Source organism: Baaleninema simplex PCC 7105 (genome assembly GCF_000332355.1).
GTDB lineage: Bacteria > Cyanobacteriota > Cyanobacteriia > Cyanobacteriales > Geitlerinemataceae > Baaleninema > Baaleninema simplex.
Map to the genome: position 1 here is coordinate 193046 of NZ_KB235959.1, position 17142 is coordinate 210187.

The 17142-nt window shown below is 51.7% G+C and carries 17 protein-coding genes; 8 read left to right on the forward strand and 9 right to left on the reverse strand.

Going from position 1 to position 17142, the window contains the following annotated elements; genetic code table 11:
• Window positions 1-49 precede the first annotated feature (49 nt).
• The 6 genes from kaiC (at window position 50) to GEI7105_RS33765 (ending at window position 6218) form a co-directional block, all read left to right on the forward strand.
• On the forward strand, window positions 50-1612 hold the full coding sequence (gene kaiC / locus GEI7105_RS0120720; protein WP_017662332.1) for a circadian clock protein KaiC: 1563 nt from the start codon (window positions 50-52) through the stop codon (window positions 1610-1612).
• A 109-nt stretch (window positions 1613-1721) separates the two neighbouring features.
• On the forward strand, window positions 1722-3116 hold the full coding sequence (locus GEI7105_RS0120730; protein WP_017662334.1) for a WD40 repeat domain-containing protein: 1395 nt from the start codon (window positions 1722-1724) through the stop codon (window positions 3114-3116).
• Between the two features lie 84 nt (window positions 3117-3200).
• Window positions 3201-3992 (forward strand): HAD-IA family hydrolase, encoded by a 792-nt coding sequence (locus GEI7105_RS0120735; RefSeq protein ID WP_017662335.1) that lies wholly within the window; start codon window positions 3201-3203, stop codon window positions 3990-3992.
• 216 nt (window positions 3993-4208) lie between these two features.
• The gene (locus tag GEI7105_RS0120740) at window positions 4209-4955 is read left to right on the forward strand and encodes a lysophospholipid acyltransferase family protein (RefSeq protein ID WP_017662336.1); all 747 of its coding nucleotides are present in this window, start codon (window positions 4209-4211) and stop codon (window positions 4953-4955) included.
• Window positions 4956-5283: 328 nt separating this feature from the next.
• Window positions 5284-5508 (forward strand): nitrate/nitrite transporter NrtS, encoded by a 225-nt coding sequence (gene nrtS / locus GEI7105_RS0120745; protein ID WP_017662337.1) that lies wholly within the window; start codon window positions 5284-5286, stop codon window positions 5506-5508.
• Window positions 5509-5771: 263 nt separating this feature from the next.
• Window positions 5772-6218 carry a late competence development ComFB family protein gene (locus GEI7105_RS33765; RefSeq protein WP_083862509.1) on the forward strand — a complete coding sequence of 149 codons (447 nt, stop codon included), beginning with the start codon at window positions 5772-5774 and terminating at the stop codon, window positions 6216-6218.
• Window positions 6219-6284: 66 nt separating this feature from the next.
• Here GEI7105_RS33765 and GEI7105_RS0120755 read toward each other — a convergent pair whose 3' ends face one another.
• From GEI7105_RS0120755 to GEI7105_RS0120765, 3 genes are all read right to left on the reverse strand, one after another.
• Window positions 6285-7529 (reverse strand): DUF445 domain-containing protein, encoded by a 1245-nt coding sequence (locus GEI7105_RS0120755; RefSeq protein ID WP_017662339.1) that lies wholly within the window; start codon window positions 7527-7529, stop codon window positions 6285-6287.
• Window positions 7530-7606: 77 nt separating this feature from the next.
• Complete coding sequence (ubiE, locus tag GEI7105_RS0120760; protein WP_017662340.1) at window positions 7607-8359, reverse strand: bifunctional demethylmenaquinone methyltransferase/2-methoxy-6-polyprenyl-1,4-benzoquinol methylase UbiE; 753 nt, start codon at window positions 8357-8359, stop codon at window positions 7607-7609.
• A gap of 15 nt (window positions 8360-8374) precedes the next feature.
• Complete coding sequence (locus GEI7105_RS0120765) at window positions 8375-9313, reverse strand: response regulator (protein ID WP_026097829.1); 939 nt, start codon at window positions 9311-9313, stop codon at window positions 8375-8377.
• A gap of 296 nt (window positions 9314-9609) precedes the next feature.
• On the opposite strand from GEI7105_RS0120765, the gene hisA reads away from it, so the two are divergent.
• Window positions 9610-10383 carry a 1-(5-phosphoribosyl)-5-[(5-phosphoribosylamino)methylideneamino]imidazole-4-carboxamide isomerase gene (hisA, locus tag GEI7105_RS0120770; RefSeq protein WP_017662342.1) on the forward strand — a complete coding sequence of 258 codons (774 nt, stop codon included), beginning with the start codon at window positions 9610-9612 and terminating at the stop codon, window positions 10381-10383.
• 1 nt (window position 10384) lies between these two features.
• Here the strand turns inward: hisA and GEI7105_RS37690 are convergent, their stop codons facing one another.
• The 3 genes from GEI7105_RS37690 to GEI7105_RS0120785 all read right to left on the reverse strand — a co-directional run bounded on the left by GEI7105_RS37690 (window position 10385) and on the right by GEI7105_RS0120785 (window position 13508).
• Window positions 10385-10624 (reverse strand): hypothetical protein, encoded by a 240-nt coding sequence (locus tag GEI7105_RS37690; RefSeq protein ID WP_144053971.1) that lies wholly within the window; start codon window positions 10622-10624, stop codon window positions 10385-10387.
• 14 nt (window positions 10625-10638) lie between these two features.
• Window positions 10639-12756 carry an S-layer homology domain-containing protein gene (locus GEI7105_RS31685; RefSeq protein WP_071592092.1) on the reverse strand — a complete coding sequence of 706 codons (2118 nt, stop codon included), beginning with the start codon at window positions 12754-12756 and terminating at the stop codon, window positions 10639-10641.
• A gap of 350 nt (window positions 12757-13106) precedes the next feature.
• Window positions 13107-13508 carry a cupin domain-containing protein gene (locus tag GEI7105_RS0120785; RefSeq protein ID WP_245555472.1) on the reverse strand — a complete coding sequence of 134 codons (402 nt, stop codon included), beginning with the start codon at window positions 13506-13508 and terminating at the stop codon, window positions 13107-13109.
• Between GEI7105_RS0120785 and GEI7105_RS0120790 the strand changes: the two genes are divergently transcribed.
• Entirely contained in the window at window positions 13490-13978 is a 489-nt protein-coding gene (locus tag GEI7105_RS0120790; RefSeq protein ID WP_017662345.1) for a GNAT family N-acetyltransferase, read from the forward strand. The genes GEI7105_RS0120785 and GEI7105_RS0120790 overlap by 19 nt on opposite strands.
• 75 nt (window positions 13979-14053) lie before the next feature.
• Here the strand turns inward: GEI7105_RS0120790 and GEI7105_RS0120795 are convergent.
• The 3 genes from GEI7105_RS0120795 to GEI7105_RS0120810 all read right to left on the reverse strand — a co-directional run bounded on the left by GEI7105_RS0120795 (window position 14054) and on the right by GEI7105_RS0120810 (window position 17135).
• A protein-coding gene (locus GEI7105_RS0120795) for an ISKra4 family transposase (protein WP_445958273.1) occupies window positions 14054-15110 on the reverse strand; the annotation gives its coding sequence in 2 pieces (ribosomal slippage) (window positions 14054-14954 and window positions 14953-15110; 1059 coding nt in all).
• Between the two features lie 178 nt (window positions 15111-15288).
• Entirely contained in the window at window positions 15289-16074 is a 786-nt protein-coding gene (locus GEI7105_RS0120805; RefSeq protein WP_202804450.1) for a hypothetical protein, read from the reverse strand.
• A complete protein-coding gene (locus GEI7105_RS0120810) occupies window positions 16056-17135 on the reverse strand; it encodes a type IV toxin-antitoxin system AbiEi family antitoxin (RefSeq protein WP_017662347.1) in 1080 nt (359 codons plus the stop codon). Before GEI7105_RS0120810 ends, GEI7105_RS0120805 begins: the two co-directional genes overlap by 19 nt.
• Between the last annotated feature and the right edge of the window lie 7 nt (window positions 17136-17142).

A 17142-nucleotide genomic window follows, 5' to 3' on the forward strand; every position in this document is an offset into this window, starting at 1 on the left:
TGCCTTCAACGGTTGAAAAACGGTTTGATAAAAACGTCTCGATAAAAACATGGAAAGTACATCCGATCGGGAGAACCAACGCAAAATAAAAGCGGTCGAGAAAATCCTCACCAGTATCGAGGGCTTCGACGATATCAGTCACGGAGGGCTTCCGAGGGGGCGAACGACCCTCGTGAGCGGAACCTCCGGTACGGGTAAAACCCTGTTTGCCATTCAGTTTATCTACAACGGCATCACCTACTTTAACGAACCCGGCGTCTTCGTCACCTTTGAAGAATCGCCCACGGACTTGATCAAAAACGCTCAAAGTTTCGGGTGGGACTTACAAGGACTCGTCGACGAAGGCAAACTGTTTATCCTCGATGCCTCCCCCGACCCCGAAGGACAAGACGTCGTGGGCAACTTCGACCTGTCGGCTTTAATAGAGCGCATTCAGTACGGCATTCGCAAATACAAAGCCAAACGGGTCTCCATCGACTCCGTTACCGCCGTTTTCCAACAATACGACGCCGCCCCCGTCATCCGTCGGGAAATCTTTCGCCTGGTGGCACGCCTCAAACAACTCGGCGCTACGACCGTTATGACCACCGAACGCATCGAAGAATACGGCCCCGTCGCTCGTTTCGGCGTTGAAGAGTTCGTCTCGGATAACGTGGTCATCGTCCGTAACGTCCTCGAAGGCGAACGGCGTCGCCGCACCATCGAAATTCTCAAACTGCGGGGAACCACCCACATGAAGGGAGAATATCCCTTCACGATGACCAACAACGGCATCAATATCTTCCCCCTCGGGGCGATGCGCCTGACACAGCGATCGTCCAACGTGCGCGTGTCTTCGGGCGTTACCACTCTCGACGAAATGTGTGGCGGCGGCTTTTTCAAGGACTCCATCATTCTCGCCACTGGCGCCACGGGAACGGGCAAAACGCTGTTGGTGAGCAAATTTGCCCAAGAAGGCTGTCTCAAGGGCGAACGGGCTATCCTGTTCGCGTACGAAGAATCTCGCGCTCAACTGCTTCGCAACGCCTACTCTTGGGGCATCGATTTCGAGGAAATGGAACGGCGCGGCTTGTTGAAAATCCTCTGCGCCTACCCCGAATCGGCCGGTCTCGAAGATCACTTGCAGATCATCAAAACTGAGATCGTCGATTTCAAGCCCTCTCGCATCGCGATCGACTCTCTGTCTGCGTTGGCAAGAGGTGTCAGTAACAATGCCTTCCGTCAGTTCGTGATCGGTGTGACCGGCTACGCCAAGCAAGAAGAAATTACGGGCTTTTTCACTAACACCACCGATCAATTTATGGGGTCGCACTCGATTACGGATTCCCACATTTCTACGATTACCGACACCATTATCATGTTGCAGTACGTGGAAATTCGCGGGCAAATGTCGCGGGCGATCAACGTCTTTAAAATGCGTGGGTCTTGGCACGATACGGGCATTCGCGAATACACCATCAGCGCCAACGGCCCCGAAATTAAAGACTCGTTCCGCAACTACGAAGGAATCATTAGCGGTTCTCCTTCGCGGATCGCCGTCGATGAAAAATCCGAGCTGTCCCGCATCGTGCGTGGCGTTCAGGGAACGGGGAAAGACGAAGGGAAGTTATAGGAGGAGCGCGAAACCGGAACAGGTCGGGGAGGTTTGTAAACTGTCCCCTGTTTCCCCATAGCTGCGAGGTTCCTCGAGTACGGTTTTCAACAGTTGCCTGTTGTGAGCCATGAGTCGATCGAGCGTTCTGCCCCTATTTTTCGCCGTTCTCGTCAGCGCGATCGCCGTCGCTCCCCAACCGAGCGATCGCGCGATCGAACTTCCCCTCGACGCAGCCGCTCGAGTCTTATCGGCAGAAGCGACACCAGAAAACGACGACGTTCGCGTCGAAGCTCTCGAATTCACCCCAGACGGCTTCGGAGTTCTTTCCTATACGACCGACGGCTTCGTGGGACTGGGAAACGGCGACGCGCCCCGTTCCGATCGCTTTAAATTGGCGGTGGCGGCCGAACAGGTGAGTCCAAACCGACAGACGATCGCTCGACTGACTCCCAGCGAAGACGGCGACACCCTCGTCGAACTGCTCGACACGAACGGACAAGTCCGCGATCGCGTTCTGACGAACTTCGGGTGGGGCGACGATGTCTATCGTTTGCAATGGTCGCCCGACAGTCAATACTGGCTGCTACTGGGGGTCGATGAGGGAACGGTGGGAATTTGGACGCACCAAGGGGACGCCGTCGCGGAATTCCAGCATTCGGGGAGCATCGAAACTCTGGTTTGGAGTCCAGACGGCCGGCGATTGGCGGTGAAAGGGCTTAACGAGACAACAGTGGTGTTGTACGATCGCCACGGTCGGCAACTGCTCGATTTCGAGAGTTCCGCTGCGGGACTCGAGGCGTTGGTGTTTTCCCCGACGGGCGATCGTTGGGTCGCGATCGACACTGAGGAAACCGTTTGGATGTACGATCGTTCGGGCGATCGCGTAGCGCGTCTCGATCGCGGCGACCGACAGCCCTGGCGCCTACAGTTCAGCCCCGACGGAACGCGGGTGTTGATGCAACGACGCGATCGCGCGACGGTGTTGCTCTGGAGTGCAGACGGTCGTTTGCTAGCCCGACTCGAACCCGACGCTGACGGCGTCGCCACCGCAGAATGGAGTCCAGACGGAACGGCGATCGCAACTCGCGTTGAAGGGCGCGATAGTGTGCGCGTGTGGAATTTGGACGGCGACCTCGAGACTACCTTACCGGGCGATCGCTTTCGTTGGCGCACCAGTGGACGAGACGATCGCACGATCCTCTTGACCCTAGCCAAAACCGGAAGCCTGTCCCTATTCGATGTCGCCGCAGACAACCCCGTCCAGAGTTGGCGCGGCCATCAAACCGCCGCTGTTGACGGCCAGTTCAGTCCCGACGGCCAGCAGTTCGCCACCGTCGATGGAGACGGTTTAGTGCGATTGTGGACTTTGGACGGACAGGCCGTCGAACGCTGGCAAATTCCCCGTTCCCGTGTCACCGCCTCAGAAGATGCGATCGTCTCGATTGCAATTCGCCCCGACAACCGAGCGATCGCGATCGCCGAAGCGGACGCCACCGTTTGGCAGTTGATAATTGATAATTGATAATTGATAATTGACAAGCTTACTTAACTTGTCTTGCAGAAACTCTCAACTGTCTTCACTGGTGACTGGCGACTGAAAAAAACCATGTCTCAACTCAGAGCGTTAATTTTCGACGTAGACGGAACCCTCGCCGAAACCGAACGAGACGGACATCGCGTCGCGTTTAACCGCGCCTTCACCGAAGCCGGACTCGATTGGGATTGGTCGATCGCACTCTACGGAAAACTCGTTTCCGTTTCGGGGGGAAAAGAACGCCTCAAACACTACATCCACCATTACCAAAGCGATTTCGAGCCTCCCAGCGACCTCGACGCCTTCGTGCGTCGCCTCCACGCGACCAAAACTGAAATTTACCGCCAACTCCTCCACGACGGCGCGATTCCCCTGCGTTCGGGGGTCAAACGTCTCCTCGACGAAGCTCGCCGCGAAAATCTGCGTTTGGCGATCGCCACCACCAGCGCCCTTCCCAACGCCATCGCGTTACTCGAAAAACACCTCGATCCCGACTGGTTCGAGGAAATCGCCGCCGGAGATATCGTTCCCGCGAAAAAACCCGCCCCGGACATTTACCACTACGTCCTCGACAAAATGGCGTTGACCCCTCAAGACTGCTTGGTGTTCGAGGATTCCCCCCACGGCTTACAAGCATCTCTCAGTGCGGGGTTAACAACCGTCGTGACCGTCAACGACTATACTCGCCACAGTGAGTTTAGCGGTGCAGCATTAGTCCTCGGGAGTTTGGGAGAACCGGATACCTCGTTTGAAGTGCTATCGGGAAATGCGGGAACCCTCGCAGACGCGAACTATTTCGATTGTGCCTTAGCCCGCCGACTGCTGGAGTCGCCTACAGCGAGCAGTGAAGACAGTCACCCGTGAGGAGATCGGGTGAAACTGTTACCCCTCTTCCCTCTTCCCTCTTCACTCTTCCCTGAAGAAGCTCCCCTGCTTCCTCGATCGCAATCGATCGCGGTGTTATAGCACAGACACCGTTTTAAACTGTCCGCAGTTTCGCAGACAAGCAAACGCGATAGGCTTAAGGTAGGAGACGACTACCCATGTCAGGGTTGCGTTTGTCTTCTTCCATCGAGCCACATGACTCAGCTAAACTTGCCTGAAAAACACACCAAAACTTCCAAAACCCATCACAGTAACTCAGTCTCATCTCGAGTTTCACCGTGGCTGAGTGCAATTCTCTATCCTCTCGCTCACTATGTCGTATTACCTGCGTATTTCCGACATATCGACGTACGAGGACAAGAAAACCTTCCCCAGTCAGGAACGGTAATCCTCGCACCTACCCATCGATCGCGTTGGGACCCCATTCTCGTTGCTTATCTCGCCGGTCGTCGCGTCACCGGACGCGATCCCAGGTTCATGACTTCCGCGAACGAAACGAAGGGAGTTCAAGGTTGGATCGTCCGTCGGCTCGGAGCGTTTCCCGTCAATTTAAACCGGGTAGACATTGCAAGTTTGCGACACGGAATTGACTTATTGTTACAGCAAGAAATGCTCGTTATTTTTCCAGAAGCGAACATTTTTTTCGTCAAACGAAATATTGAAAAAAGCAATCCCGACCCCGAACAAATTTATCGCATGAAACCCGGCTTAGGACGATTGGCGATGCAAGTTCTCGAACAACACCCCGATACTGAGATTCATGTCGTTCCCATCAGCCTTCGCTACAGTACGGGAACCCCGAAGTGGCGGTGTGACGTGCGAGTTCGGATCGCTGAAGCGATGGACGTCAACGACTATTTTGATGGTGCGCCTAAACGCAGCGCGAAACGCTTGATGGCCGATTTACAAGATCGGCTCAAAGTTTTACACGAGACCTATTAAGTACTGTTAAATCGCTCGGTTTTTGTTCTAGCCATCCTAAATCAGTTACAAAGTAATCTCAAAAGTCAGGATTCCAGCCTGTGGTACGTTCTGCGAATCCAGTCGAATGGCGGCAGATGGGGTGCATCTCAATTCTGCGATAAGTATAAATACTTAAAAGAGTAAATCCCCTTCTAGCAGTCCTTGAGGAAGATATTGACAAATTGCCGAACTTGTGTATTTGCGAAAGTGAGATGCACCCGATAGAAGATAGAAAGCGCATTATACGGTATACGGTACTGGAGACGCTCAGGTCTTTAACTGTTAACTGTTCGCTGTAAAAGAGGTTATGAAACAATCGTTTTTCGCTGCGTTGCTCGATCGGGAATTCAGACCGACGGCGTTGCGGGTGGCGGCGATCGTGGGAACGTTGCTATTTGCCCTCAACCACGGTTCGGCATTACTGAAGGGAAAAATGACGCGCGATCGCTGGATTTCGGGAGTATTAACGTACTTGGTTCCCTATTCGGTCAATATTCACGGGCAATATGCCAATCGCCGCCACCACCCGTGAGATCGCTGCAACAACCGACCCAAAGAAACCGACTCGAGAATTAATTTTTCGCGATTTTGGGAATTGCTTTCCTTCGTGCTGAAGAGTTAACCGGTCGTTATCGACGAGTCTACCGAGCTGGGAACCTGTTGCAATTTATTCGCGTCGTAGAAATGTAAATATTTGCGATCGAGACGAGTCGATCGTCCTGTCTGAAGCATCGCTGCGAAACATTGAAAATTTTGCGTGCGAGTCCGAATTTAGCTTTCACGAAGAGGACAATCATGACGACAACACCGCATCGTTGCGCGATTTACCGTAACGCAATGGAACCCCTCGCGATCGAGGAAGTCCAGCGACAACTGCGCGAACTTCCGTTAGATGTGGCGGCCTCGATCGATACGAGCGAGGCGATCGCCTACGCGCTCAACCGCTTACCGCCTCTATACGCGACCACAGTTGAAGGATGGACGTGGAACCAAGAGCGAGGACGAAACAGTCTCAGCGATCTCATTAAAATGGCAGCGAGTTGGGGAATTCGCGAAGCTCAACGCAAGCGCAAACCCTTTGTCACGCCGTTATCGAAACCGGACGACTCTGAAACGGCCCTACACGCTTTGCAGAGTTTGCTCGGACGTCCCGATCTCGGATGGAACGAAATCGTTTCCGTTCTCGAACAACGACTGCACGATCGCCGCCTTCGATCCTCGTTCGATCGCATGGCCGGATAAGGATAATGTGAGGAGTTGACCCGATGGGGAAATCAGAAGTCCGTCTCGAGTCTCGAGTGCGAACGCCTACAACCCTGAGTTTTGAAAAAATAGCAATCCCGATTGTAACAGTCCGATAATTACACCGAGTATACCGCCGAGGTTGACGATCGCCTGTAGTTCGCTTTTGACAATTCCTTCGACTGCGGCTTCTAGATTTTCAGGAGAGGTAGCGTTGACGCGATCGACAATGACGCTGTCGATGGCCAAAATGGGAATGACTTTCGCGACAATTTTTTCGAGATCCTTTTCCAGATAGCGATCGAGTACTAAGGCGAGTTCTTGACCGATCAGTTCCAAGGACGAATTGACCACCGTTGACGTTCGCAAGCGGTTGACGATCGCCTGAGCTGCATGCTCGAAATCTACTGAATCCCCCAAGCCGCGCAGCAAATCCGCGCCTTCAGTACGGATGTATTTCCGCACGCTGTCTCGCAGGGTTTTTCGCAGTTGACGAACTGTCGAAACGGGAAGGTTTTGCAGCGACAGATTTTGTAGCCATTCTTTCAGCCGCGACTGCAAATCCAAAGAGTCTATGACTTCGGCTAACTGTGCGTTTGCCTTTTCCTTTTCATCGAGACAGTAATTCCGCAGGCGAACCAGCGTATTTCGCAACCCCAACAAATGGGCGACGATCCAGTAAGTTCCACTACTTTTTTCGCGAAAATTTTCGTCGATAATAACGATATTGCGATCGGTCAAAAAATCCACGATCGCCAACCGTACCGAATTAGGAGACAGCGCCACCTGCATCAACCAATCCGCCAGTTGAGACGCTTGTTGTTCCGTCAGTTGGAACTCTAACAGCACGTCGTCGAAAATTTTATCGACTTGGCGAACTAAAAAATCGTCCCGCCGCGACCAAACCTTTAACAAACGAGGTAACGATTCCCCAAACAGATCGTGTAGAATACCGGCAAGAATGCGGGTAGTTTTGCGATCGCTTCCGGGGGTCAGTTGTTGGCGAGCCATATCGAGCAGCCACAGGATCGCCCCCCGTATCCGTTCGATGGATAACAACCGCCGCGCTAACCCTTGCAGTTCGGCGGGCGTCAACAACGATCCCATAATCGTATCGGCCACGCGCTTGGCGAGGCGTCCCTGATTGCGAGGGATCAGCCCCGGCGTGAGGGGAACGCGATATTTTCCAATATGATAAGCCCGGTAGGGGCGGAATAACATCTTAATGGCGAGATCGTTCGTGAAATAGCCGATGATTCCTCCCGCAACCGGCGGAACGAATAGAAACCAAAGATTTGAATTCAAGGTCAAAACGCAAACAAGCAGCGTACAAAAAAAGACGTTCGGTGTTTTTGGTGCAACTCTGACCCGTTCGGACGCACTTCTGTCTATTTTACGGTTGAGTTTGACGGTCTGTGCGACAGGGAAGCTTCAGTTTTCGTAGATTTGACGGCTACGAGAACCCCCATCGTCCCCCCCGCGATCGGATAGTGAACGGCGCGATCGAACCCCGCTTGACGGGCGAGTTCGACCTGTTGGCTTCCCGTGGGAAAGCGATCGAGACTCGGTTGAATGTAAGCGTATTCGTCCGTCAATCCGAACGACTCGGCAGTGGGAACCACGAAAGTTTCGAGATACCATTGCTGAAAGCCCAACATCGCCGTCGAAGTCGGTCGGTGCATATCCAAAATTGCCGCCGTCGCTCCCGGTTTGAGAACCCGGTACAGTTCTCGCAAGCCTCGGGGAATATCGGTTAAGTTTCGTAACCCGTATCCCATCGTTGCCGCATCGAAGGTTGCGTCTGCAAACGGTAAATTCAGAGCGTCAGCTTGCACCCACTCCACAGACAATCCGCGATCGCGACTGCGTTGGCGGGCGATATCCAACTGCGATCGCGAAAAATCAGCCCCGACGACCCGTCCGCTCCGGCCGACCGTTTCGGCCAGTCTCAAGGCCAGATCGCCACTTCCACAGCATAAATCGAGACAAGTCTGCCCCGCACCTGCCTTAGACCAGGAAATCGCCATCTGTTTCCAAATCCGATGTAACCCCAAACTCAGGCTGTCGTTGAGTCGGTCGTAAACCGGGGCGATGCGATCGAATAAGTTTTGAATTTGCGTGGCGTCGGGGATATTGTCCATGTCTCGAGAAAAGTCTTAAGCAAGGTCAGCACACGTCAAGGCCAGAGCGATTTGCTGGGCGCAACGGTGAATCCATTCGATTTCCTTCTCTTGTACGCTGTTCGGCTGCGTCCATTGCAGCGAGGCCACGGCCCGCAGTTGGCCGCGAAACGCAATCGGTAATACCAAATGCGCTTGAACGCCAGAGCTTTGATAGGAATCGAGTCCAGATAGGTCGGGCTCGGCCGAAACGTTTGCCGACCCTTGAATTTTGCCGGTGGCGATCGCCTTCTCCACCAACGGATCGCCTGCTAGAGACAGCGCGTCAGCGTTGCCGTGACTGGCATAGCCGTCGACGAGACCACCGTTTTCAACCAGTTGCAACACGCAGGCTTCGGCTGAAAAGTTCTCCCCGAGAGCGCGAGCGATCGTCTCGAGGCAGGATGCCGCATCTTCAGATGTTTCAGCAACCTGCATCAGCGTTCCCAACACGGCCATTTGTGCGTGAGACCATTCCAACTCTTCAGTTTTCAACTTGAGGAGTTCGTAGGTATCGGCTGCCCGTTTGACCACACCTCGCAATTCGTTCGGGTCCCAAGGTTTCGTAATGTACTTGTAGACTTGTCCCGAGTTGATGGCTTCGACGAGATCTTCAATATCGGTAAAGCCCGTAAGGATAATCCGTACCGTGTTGGGAAACTGAGTAACCGTTTTACTGAGAAACTCCGTTCCCTTCATTTCCGGCATCCGCTGGTCAGAAACAATAACCGCCACTTCTCCTTCTTTTTCTAAAATATCGAGGGCTTCGATGCCACTTTCAGCTTTATAGACCCGAAACTCTCGTCGAAAGGTTCGATAGAGTAGGTCTAGATTGTCCGGTTCGTCATCGACGACGAGCATTTTAGGTTTCTTGGGTCGCATCGAACTCCTCAATCGATCTCTCAATTCATCAAGCTCAGACATGGTGTCGGTCATATTTCGCCTCCACTCGGAATAATTCTCCCTATGTTGCTAGATTTCACTCACGACAGCCAACAACAACCATAGGGCAAGACACTTTCTACATCATACTTTCTTTCCAATTTAGGAGATGCTGGGAACCCTTGTGAAGTCAAGCGAAGAATCTTCACAGTCGTCGTGCGTCACCAGATATCTCAAGCGTCCGTAACACGAGGATAACCTAGGTACGAACGATCTGTTTTGGGTTGCTTGGAGCGAACGTCCCGACCGACAATGGTACGACAGACTGGTTAGAGAGGATACGAACACCGATGGAAGTCATTCCCGCCATCGATTTACTAGACGGACGTTGCGTGCGCTTATATCAGGGTGACTACAACGCCGCCGAAACTTTCGGCGAAGACCCCGTGTCTATGGCGCGACAGTGGGCCGAACAAGGGGCGACGCGCCTACACTTGGTCGATCTCGACGGTGCGAAAGCCGGGCGTCCCGTTAACGGCGAAATTGTCGCGGCGATCGTGCGATCGCTCTCGATTCCCGTGCAAATCGGCGGTGGCCTGCGCGATCGCGACAGCGTGGCGGAAGTCCTATCCTGGGGAGTCGATCGCGCGATTTTAGGAACCGTGGCTGTGGAAAATCCCGACCTCGTCCGTCAGCTTTGTGAAGAATTTCCAGGGCGCATCGCCGTCGGTATCGACGCCAGAGACGGTTGGGTCGCGACGCGGGGCTGGCTAGAAACCTCCCAAGTCAAAGCCACGGAACTGGCGCAGACTATGGCCGACTTTGGCGTAGCGGCGATTATCTACACCGATATTCACCGCGACGGAACCCTCGAAGGTCCCAACCGCGACGCTTTACGGGAGTTAGCCGAAGCGGTTTCCGTTCCCGTTATCGCCTCGGGTGGCGTCAGTTCCGTCACCGACCTACTGGGGTTGCTGTCCCTCGAATCTCAAGGCGTCACGGGTGCGATCGTCGGACGCGCCTTGTACACCGGAGACGTTTCGCTCAAAGAAGCGGTTCGCGCTGTCGGGAACGGTCGCTGGCAGGACGTTCCGCCGGATTTGGGGTCGTCGGCGTTAGCGTAATTTAGGGAACGGGGAGCAGGGAACGGGGAACGAGGAACAGGCGTAGGGTGCCGTGACGCGCCCGGAAAATGTTGTCGAAGTCAGGTGAATGTTGTATTACCGCGTCACGCACCGCCCCCACCGATCGCAGACAAGGATGCGTGATGCGATCGAACAATGTTGTCGAAGCACCGACACCTCGGCGGTGCGTCAGTTTCACTTGATTTCCCACAAACGTTATCGGTTTTCCAATCTGACGCACCCTACCGATTCTCCTCATCTCAATTCCAACGCTTTGTAAATCGTCACGGCCACCTCGGCGCGGGTCATGTCTTCTAAAGGGCGTAACTGGCGAGGATCGGGGTGGTTGACGACGAGACCAGCGGCGGTGGCTTGGGCGATCGCAGGAACGGCGTAGGCAGGTATGGCGGCGCGATCGCGGTAAACGGACAAGACCTCGGAAGCGACACTCTCGTTGAGGTTTAAACCGCTGACGATCGCGAGAAACGCCTGTAAGCGGGTGACGTTTTGACCGGGGCGAAACGTCCCGTTGGGAAATCCCGTCATGAAGCCCATTCGGTTGGTTTTGACGATCGCCTCGTAACCCCAGAAATTTTGCGGTACGTCGAGAAAGACTTGGGCGTCGCGGATGAAGGGGCGATCGAAGGCTTGGGCGAGTATGGCGGCAAATGCCGCCCGCGTGAGGGGAATATCGGGGCGAAATTGATGGTTTCCGACTCCGGCCACGATACCGCGATCGAACAAACTTTCGATGTACGGTTTGGCCCAATGTCCCGCAATATCCACCAATCCCGTCGGCGTAACGGGTTTTTCCGGGGCGAGAGTTTTCTCGAAGGTTGCCAAAAACTCGGCAAACTCCGGTTGTGCGATCCCGAAAACTTTCGGTAATTTTTGCTGGCGTTTCAAGACGTCCCGTACTTCTGAATTTGAAATCTCGGAAAGCTGTCTTCCCTGACGTAACGCCAACGCCGCCGCAATCCCCACCCCTTGACCGACACCGACGTTAAACTCGACGATACGTCCGGCGGAAGAGGCGTATCCTTCAAATCCCGAGGCGGGACTCACCACCGCTAAATTCGGCACGTCGCGGATTTGGGCGTGGCCGATACCGATGTTAAACAGGGGTTTGGTATGGACGCTGATACTTTGATAGCCCCGATCTAAAGCTTTTCGTCCCAATCCTTCGATGCCACCGCGCACGTCGAAATGATAGCCGAAGGTTCCCAAAGCTTCGCCAATATCGACGCCCCCTTTTAGCATTTTCGCGCCGCTGAGAGGAGAGACAACCCCGGTCACGTTTCCGGCGTGGCGGATGTAGAGTTCTGGGGCTGGGGTCACGTCCCTGGCACCGAGATATTGTTGGAACCACCGCCGCACGTTTTGGAATTCTTTTAACATGGCGGGGGTGGGTTTGGCATCGTTGCGGGCGAGGGCTTCGGCTTCTGACCCGGTGACGAAAAACAGTAGGGAATTCCACGACAGGCGATCGTTGGAGAGAACGGCGACGTTGCCGTTGTCGAGGAGAAATCCGGTGTTTTTGAGGGAAAAGGGTTTGTTGCGGTGGCCGTGGTAGGCGATGCTGAGGGCGCGACTGCGAACGTCGATAAAGTCGCGATCGCTGTAGAGAGTCAGCCAGTTTCCGTCTTTGTCGGTGAGGCTTTGGCGAAGCCAGTTGGCGAGGCTGTCGCTCCCGCCAGAAGCGGCTTTGAACCAGTATTTGCCGATGCTGTTTCCGGGGGTGGTGAGGTGTTTGAAATAGCTGACTTCGACTTGTTTGAGGCGGGAAATGCTGAGGCCGTGGGTTTGGAAGCAGAGGGTGACGGGAAGTTCGGCTTCGGGGAGGCCGAAGGTGGCGAAACCGGGAAGTTTTGTGACGCCTGCGGCTTGGGCGAGTTCGGCGTTGACGGTGGCGTCGATAAACTGTTGGGCGAAGTAGGTATCGCCCCGTGTCAGGTGAATGCCGGAAATGCGGTTTCCGGTTTTGAGGACGCGATCGATCTCGATGTTACTGAGGACGTAAGCCCCGACTTCTGACAGCATTCGCCGCATTGCGGCATCGGCGGCTTGGGGATCGAGGGCAATCCAATCGACACCGGCGCGATCGAGGAATTCTCGGTAAATGCTGGGAGGATCGCCGAAGGTGTCCAGGTTGTAGCGTTGGCGGATGTCGTAGGGAATGCTGCTGCGATCGAGATAGGAAAGTTCGCCCCGGACTAAATGACCGCCGAGTCCCAAGTTGGCGTTGCTTTTGGTCATGACGAGACTGCGGGGGAACTGACCGGTTTGTCGGTGGTATTCCCGTGCGGCACTGACGAGTCCGAGAATTCCTGGCACTTCGTCTCCGAAAGCGATAAAGTCAAAGGTCTGAGACATCGAACGAGTTGAATGAAGTGATTTTAAGGAATGGATGGGGGCGATCGTACGTTCAAAATTATATCGTATTAATTTTTTTGAGTTTACAAATTTCACTCTATTTTGAGAAAAAATACTTCGTTTTTTAATTTACAAAATTTAATTTTTAGCTAAATTTTTAAATTAAACACCTTTTAAAATTTAAGTAAATTAAACATCGCTCAATCAGTTCTTGCAAAGTGACAAATCCAAAAACAAGAAACTGTCGCGTCGGATAATTGAATGCCAATTTAGTCCCGCGCCTAGCTGATGTTAACTACATCAAAAGGTGGAAATTTTCCACCTTAAAAAAAATGAAAAATTCAGAAAATTCACTTACGAAAGTACTTAAAATTTCCATGAATTGCTAACCAAATACAAGGCGGATCGACGCTAGTATAGTCAACACGATGTTTCGTCCGAGCGGGAATTAACAAATAATCCCCACGTTTCAACTTGACTTGAGACCCGTCTTCGTAAGAAACGATCGCCTTTCCCTGTAACAACACCACCCATTCATCGCGGTTTTGGTCGTACCACTGACCGGGTGGCGTCGTTTGTCCGGTGGAGACAATACGTTCGATGAGGGTATCGTTTCCCGTCACGAGGGGTTCGAGGAGTTCGCTGTCGGGGAGTTCCGAGGGGAGGTTGAAGATATTCGACATGACACCGCGATCGATACTACGATCGCACGCAATAGCAGTTTTCCGAAACGATGGCTTTTCCCCCAGCATCCAATCTACGACGCGCCAGGCCAGAGGATTTACCCACTGTTCGCGGCTTGGTGTTGCGATCGCTCCTCGACCCGACTCAACTGCGATGGTCGCAGTTTTGGGTTTTAGAACACCAGAACCAGATTATCGCCTGCGGTCAGTTGCGGGAGTTCGACGGCGTTCAAGAATTGGGAAGTTTGGTCGTCTCGCGGCGTTGGCGACAGCGGGGAATCGGAACGGCCATGGCGCAACATCTTATCGAAGAAGCGACGAAACCCTTGTATCTCGACTGTTTGGGAACACAACTTCGAGGGTTTTACGAAACCCTGGGATTTGTGGAATTGAAACCGTCAGAGATTCCGCCTCAGCTACAGACGCGATATGGAGTTTTGGGACTGTTGAAAACGGTGGTGCGGCTTCCGTTGTTTTTTATGGAATATCGATCGCACGGGTGTATCTCAATGGATGTAAAAACACGAAGCTCTGGGTAGGTTGGGTTTCACTCCGTTCCCTCCAACAGCCGCTCGGAAAGGGGAGCATCTATTTTAAGTAATGAGTAAAAATACTTAAGCCAACTCGCGATTGAGATAAGCACAGCGTAAACGCAACATGGGATTGACATTCTCTCGATTCCACTGCGCTCCGGAAATCTTCATTCTCAAACCAATGCGTTTAATAGTCGATTCAACTTCCCCCGAACCAATGACCTGGCCGTTTTCCTGGCGTTGGGCATAATTCGGTAAGCGATGAGAATGGCGCTCTATATAGTTGAGGAAGTTGACCACTTCTGGAGTACGCCACTGGCCGAACTCGGCCCCCGCGGCTTCGACCTCACCCTGCCACAAATGCTCTCGTACCGCTTCTAAACGTTGGTTTGAACCCCCAACCCGATGCAGATTTTCTATCAAGTGATACCAGTCGAGGATTTCCTGGCGTTGGGATTCCTTGAGGCAATCACGAGCCAAATTCCAGACACCGGGATGACCGTCGGCCACGACACTCACCGACTCAGCCCTTGGCTGTTGGCGTACCCAGTCGGCCAATTGAGCGTTGTCTTGAAAGACGGCGGCACAAACCTGTCCGTGTAGAGCAATGGCTTTGTAGTCGCGCCAGAGACTTTCTTGTCCTTTAGGGGTGCGTAGTCGCACCTTGCCACCATCAACACTCATTTCCCTCACCGAGTCTTGGCTTTGGCTCAATGACAGTGCGTTTTGGCGGGCTTGGCGATGCTGAGTGCCGTGAGAAACCTTGACCCCAGTCAGGACTTCGATATCGACTTCAGCGTTAGCGAAGGATTCGTTGGCACAAAGGAGCAACGAACAACGTTCTAGATGAGGACTCACTCGTGTGCGGGGCTTAACCTTTAAGCGTTTGGCTTGATTACTGGTTAGGGAGACTTCTCCAATACAGCTCCTAATTTTTCGTTCTCGTCCGCTACGAGTCTGGCTGCTTTGGGCAAAAAAATAGGGCCAGTTCCGGGCCAAGGGTTTCGAGCCAGTGGTCGCGCAGGCTCAGCTCGATGCTCTCGAAGTCTTGGACTTTCTCTTTAGGGGTATTTTGGTACAGGATATCGGCGATCGTCTCGGCAGCTTGTTTGAGTTTTTGACGTTCTTCTGGGGTCATTGACGACTGGGGAATGCTTTCCTCTCTATTCTCGAACCTCTGTCAATGCGTATTTCTACTCATTGCCTTAACTAGATGCTCCCCTCGGAAAGCGTCGATCGGTGCGTAGCACTATCGAGTACGGATAGCACGTCTCCGATAAATTTACATTTTTGAGATGCACTCGATCGCACGATTGTTAGGAAACAGACAGGATACCACGCTTCAGTATAGTTACTCGCTCGTATAAACTGAGAGAATCGCGATTTTGTAGGCTTTCAAGCAGTCGATCTAACACGAGTTTAAGCTCGGTTAACGTCGTCGATTGCAACAGTCGAGATATGTCTCGACCGAGCAGATAAATATTCGCGTCGAGAAAATCAAGGGTTTCGTTAGCTAATTCGTCGTAAAGCTCATTATACACTCGTTCGTCATCTTCATATTTTGCGAAAATAAATTCAATATCTTCCAAATCTTTCTGAGTCCGTTCTCCGCGATCTCCCCAAGCAAAAATCTTGAGAGTCACAAATGCGGGAAGCGTCAGAATGGGAATTTCGAGATTTTCAATTCGAGTAATCTCTGAATTGACGCGAGCCTCGGTGAATCCTAAGACATTCATTGAATTTTCACTATCTGACCAAATAATTTTGCCATCGGGTTGAGCGATGTCTCCAAACGGAATGATATCAACTTCTATATTAGTTTCAATATGTACGATTTTATGAAGTGTTGAAGTGGCTCGAAAACGCGGCGCGTTTCCTTGAGTTAGGGTTTCATGTAGTCTTGTGTAAGATTGCCAACTATCGATCGATATTCCTACATCCCAGTCTGTTGTCCCTCGTCCGTCTCCAAATTGTCGGTCGAATATTAAAATTCTCGCTCCTGCACCAACTAAAATTATAGGAATATCGAGGTAATTTGCGATATTTAGTAAATCTGACAAAACTTGTTTGTCTTGCGGATTAATTATATTTTTGGCAGGCATTTTATATATTTGTCGTAAATCAGTTGAGCGGTTTTTTTTAATCGACTATCACTCATCCGAACGAGTTCTGCTCGAATGAGAAACGGACTAACAATATACTTTTCTTGTCGAAAGACTTTACTCCATTGCGGCTCGGGTTCTCCAAAATTTCGCAAAAAAGTAATACTTCCATTTGGATCGGGCTTCAATTTTAAATCTAATGCTATTTTGCGAAGGTTGAAATTAGGATTCAAGTGAAGAGTGGCATGAATTGGACGAAGATATTTTGTGAGTTTAGCAGCAGCCAACTCACCGCCAATTAAATAATCATGAATAGAGGCAAACTGGTCGATCGCTTCGGCAATGTCGAAAAATTTACGGTTGCCAATCGGCGAAAAATTTTCAATCATTAAGGTGTTTCTGAGGCTTTCGGAATATCCTAATTCCCATCGTTCGAGGAGTTTAAGCGGATCGATAATTTTATAACCAGTTTTAACGCCATATTGAATGTAATTTAAGTCTTGAAGTTTGTCTAATGTCCGTTTAACCGTCTTTAAGCTAACTCCCGATAGTTGGGAAACGCGATCGACATCGATCGGCTGTAATGTCCATCGCCAATCTTCCAATACGGCATACATGACTTGCAAAGAAGAATTAGTGATATTTAAAGACTTACGTTTTTGGGATCGAACAGTATTATTTTTGACGAATACATAAAAAGTGGGACGATTGAGATATATCGTTCCTTTAATGTCAATAAATTCAATATTGTTTTGAGCCAACTTTTCGGCGACTAGATTGGACAAATCGCTTGTAATCAACAAAGGACTAACTTCATCTTTGAGTCGAAAAGATAAATTTTTAAAATATTCAGAAATTGCCTCAATCGAATCGTAAGTTAAATGGGTTTTAATTTCACAGATATAGTCGATACTTTGCTGAGAGGTTTTAATTCTCAAGGAACCATCCGCCAAAACATTTTCACTCAAGTAAGGCTCTTCTCTAACGGTCGCTTCCTGAATATTAGGTAATGAGTTGAGAGTTTCAAGGCATTTTTGAAAAATGGGAGTCTTCGGATACATTGACAAA